This window comes from Dysgonomonas sp. 521 (assembly GCF_010501055.1).
Classification (GTDB): Bacteria; Bacteroidota; Bacteroidia; order Bacteroidales; family Dysgonomonadaceae; genus Dysgonomonas.
Genome location: NZ_QVMO01000186.1, coordinates 1 through 2,817, shown reverse-complemented (window position 1 = coordinate 2,817; position 2,817 = coordinate 1). Strand labels below are relative to the sequence as shown.

Sequence of the window (2,817 nt, the reverse complement as noted above, 5' to 3'; positions counted from 1 at the left end):
AAAATTGAATATATTCTCGAAATTTATTCTAAAATATTGTTCACAGTACCGGGAAAAACGAGCAAGTTGCAAGAAATTTATTTTACCTTTAATGCCTAAATAAAACATTAGCAGGTGGAATATAAAATTTTTTCTTGTCTGCTTGATATTTGAAAAAATATCTGAACTTAAAGTATTAAGTATAAATACATTAGCATTTGGATATTCGTTGGTTGTCATTACTTTATAGATTTTGGTCAATCTACTAAGATATTGATAATCAGCGAACTATCCAAGTTATTTAATGCTTATTTTGTTGAAAATCAATCAATTATATCTATTTATAACGAACTGTTGTATTATATAGCCAAGAAATGAGATTCTTCATCCATTTCTTGAGATTCCAGGCTGTTGCACTTAGAAGAGCATTGATTTGGACATACCTCTCTCCACAGAGATAATTTTCATGCATTCTGAAGTCTGATTTGAGATGTGCGTTAACCGGTTCTATTGCTGCCCTGGGTCTAAACTTCCTCCGCTTTTTTTGTTTTTGATAATTGCTGTCTGCTTTCAAGGGTTTACCGTTGGGAGCAATCCAACGTTGTACGACTTCCATGTCGAAGTATCGGGGTGCTTCCCCTTTCTTCATTTTACACTCTATGTACACAAAGCGTAAAACTTGGAAACCTTCACAGGCGGTAACGATGCACAAGTATTCATAATCTAAGAATGTACGTTTACGTGTTTCCTCGATTTTTAGCTTGATCTTGCAGTTCGGGCAAATACAATGCTCTGCCTTTTTTTCTTTGTCTGTCCATGAATGGTTACATTCCAAACAAGTGATAAGACCTTTTGAGGTCTTCTGCCCGATATGCTCGATACAGTTCTTGTATGCCCATTTTATTTGTGCATCGGTTATTTTAGCTAATTTTCTACTTGCTGCTACTATTTGTTTCTGAAACTTAGTTTTTGGTTTCATGGCTGTACTGTTTAAAAGTCAAATAAATTGGGTTGGTTATTTAAAGCTACTTGCTTGGCTTTCTTCTTGGGCTGCATCATACGGTTATAGGCATCGTTATGTGCTTTTTGTATGGCTTCCCTGCGGGCTTCTTCCTTTTCTTCTTCGGTCAGTTCCACTACATGTTATCGCAAGGAAAGTATTATCAAAAGAAACAATCTTTATATCTCTACTTCACAACAGTTTATAAGATTTACTTTAAGTTATCTCTTCTGATAATACTTCTTCTATTTATACTAAACCCTTTAAGAATTTCAGTATTTTCTTATCCTTTTCCCAAATCTTTTCAGTAACATCCATTTCAGGAATAGAAGGCTGGTATGCAGCTTCAATAGCCTCTCTTTTAGCTTTTGAATCAGCTCTGGCATATATTTCCGTTGTCTGTATGGAGATATGCAGGCATTATAAGATTCAGAAATTCAGAGTTTCTGCTTGGTATGGATGGCGTTATTGCCGTGGGTGACAGATTAATTAACCTTATGGAGCAAGCTGAGGGTCGCAATGTAGATATCTATTGGCTAGATGACAATTTCGGTGATGTACTAAAAGCACATATCTATATCGGCAATCAATTTATATGTGAGGCAGTTGAGAAACCACGATACAACAAAGCAAGAATAGAGCAAACCAATGAGGACCTAGAGTTCTGCTACTTCTTCTTCGGGTATAAACTCGATGTTCTTATCATCGTAATACATACCGATACCGAATTTTTGGCTTAAAGGTTTAATTATTTCGGATTGGTGGAAATCATGGGTTTTAAGGTTGATTAAATGGTAATGATAGCCAAATTGGTTATGTGTTATCTTGTGAACTACATACCTGCTGTATGAATATCCTTCCATTTGTACTATTTGGTTTACTTCTACTGATTTAACTTGCGTATCTGTTGTTGTTCCTCCGAAAAGGGAATATAATTTTGTCATGGCTGTTTGGTTTTAAAAGATGAGTAATAGAATTAATGCGGTAATGATGATAAAGGAGAGTAGGGAAAGAATAACTTTCAATACAAACTTCACTACCTTAAATACAAGGCATATTCCCATATAGGCAATTAGACAACCCAACACAACGGATGTATTTATACTCAGTTGCGTAACAAACCACGCACACACGCCAAACCCTGCCACCCACAAACCAAATTTTATGATGATTCCAGAGGGGAGGGAGTTTTGTTTCAATATGTTTTTTCCGTTTCTCATAATTATGACATTTTTTTTCATGCGTCATCCTTCGGATCGGTCGTTTTTGTTTCATAGAGCAACAAAAGGTATGTGTTTAAAGCAGGGATGTTTTTCCGTCAAAATACGCTCGCCGAAGGAAAGAGGAAGATTTTTGCGGAAACCGACAGGCTCTGAACATACATGGTCTAAACACTATCATACCTTTGCTCTGATGAACAAACGACCGAAGCACCGGACAGACAGTTGCCTGTTGTGGAATGATTATAGAGAAAAACGAAAAAGACATCGTTAGAAAATGGGGTAGTAGAAATATATGCTGTCGCAGCATATTTATTATGTGTAGAATATTTATATCAAGTGTACACCAACCGGATGTACTCTTGGTTTATTATCCGAGACTGTTTCCGCAATGGTAGTTATTAATGTAATTGTCGAATAGTAATAGTGTGTATTCGAATTGCAAATGATATAACGAATGGAGGAAAGTGTCGCAGGATATTATTGTAAAAGGTTATTCAATCTTTTAAGATTTTCAAAGATTATCATTGTTGTCCGCTAAAAGCAGAAAGCTTGCCTATTTTAGACATATCCTCTTGTATATCAGTGTTTGTTTTTCGCATAATCAAAAGTAAGCCC

The 2,817-nt window shown here is 35.7% G+C and carries 4 protein-coding genes and 1 pseudogene; all 5 read right to left on the bottom strand.

All coding sequences use genetic code 11. The annotated features are described in order from the left end of the window. Positions 1-219: pseudogene (locus tag D0T84_RS22695) on the bottom strand (hypothetical protein); the annotation flags it as partial. Positions 220-316: 97 nt separating this feature from the next. Next, the gene (locus D0T84_RS21920; protein ID WP_163310044.1) at positions 317-958 is read right to left on the bottom strand and encodes a transposase; all 642 of its coding nucleotides are present in this window, start codon (positions 956-958) and stop codon (positions 317-319) included. Between the two features lie 11 nt (positions 959-969). Beyond that, positions 970-1,116 (bottom strand): Cas9 inhibitor AcrIIA9 family protein, encoded by a 147-nt coding sequence (locus D0T84_RS21915; RefSeq protein WP_163310043.1) that lies wholly within the window; start codon positions 1,114-1,116, stop codon positions 970-972. A 519-nt stretch (positions 1,117-1,635) separates the two neighbouring features. Then, a complete protein-coding gene (locus D0T84_RS21905; RefSeq protein WP_255495537.1) occupies positions 1,636-1,923 on the bottom strand; it encodes a hypothetical protein in 288 nt (95 codons plus the stop codon). A gap of 12 nt (positions 1,924-1,935) precedes the next feature. Continuing rightward, the gene (locus D0T84_RS21900; RefSeq protein WP_163310042.1) at positions 1,936-2,199 is read right to left on the bottom strand and encodes a hypothetical protein; all 264 of its coding nucleotides are present in this window, start codon (positions 2,197-2,199) and stop codon (positions 1,936-1,938) included. Between the last annotated feature and the right edge of the window lie 618 nt (positions 2,200-2,817).

What these genes read in the sequence shown, in the direction of transcription:
- D0T84_RS21905 (WP_255495537.1), bottom strand. Translation starts at nt 1,923, where the DNA reads ATGACAAAATTATATTCCCTTTTCGGAGGAACAACAACAGATACGCAA.
- D0T84_RS21900 (WP_163310042.1), bottom strand. Translation starts at nt 2,199, where the DNA reads ATGAGAAACGGAAAAAACATATTGAAACAAAACTCCCTCCCCTCTGGA.
- D0T84_RS21920 (WP_163310044.1), bottom strand. Translation starts at nt 958, where the DNA reads ATGAAACCAAAAACTAAGTTTCAGAAACAAATAGTAGCAGCAAGTAGA.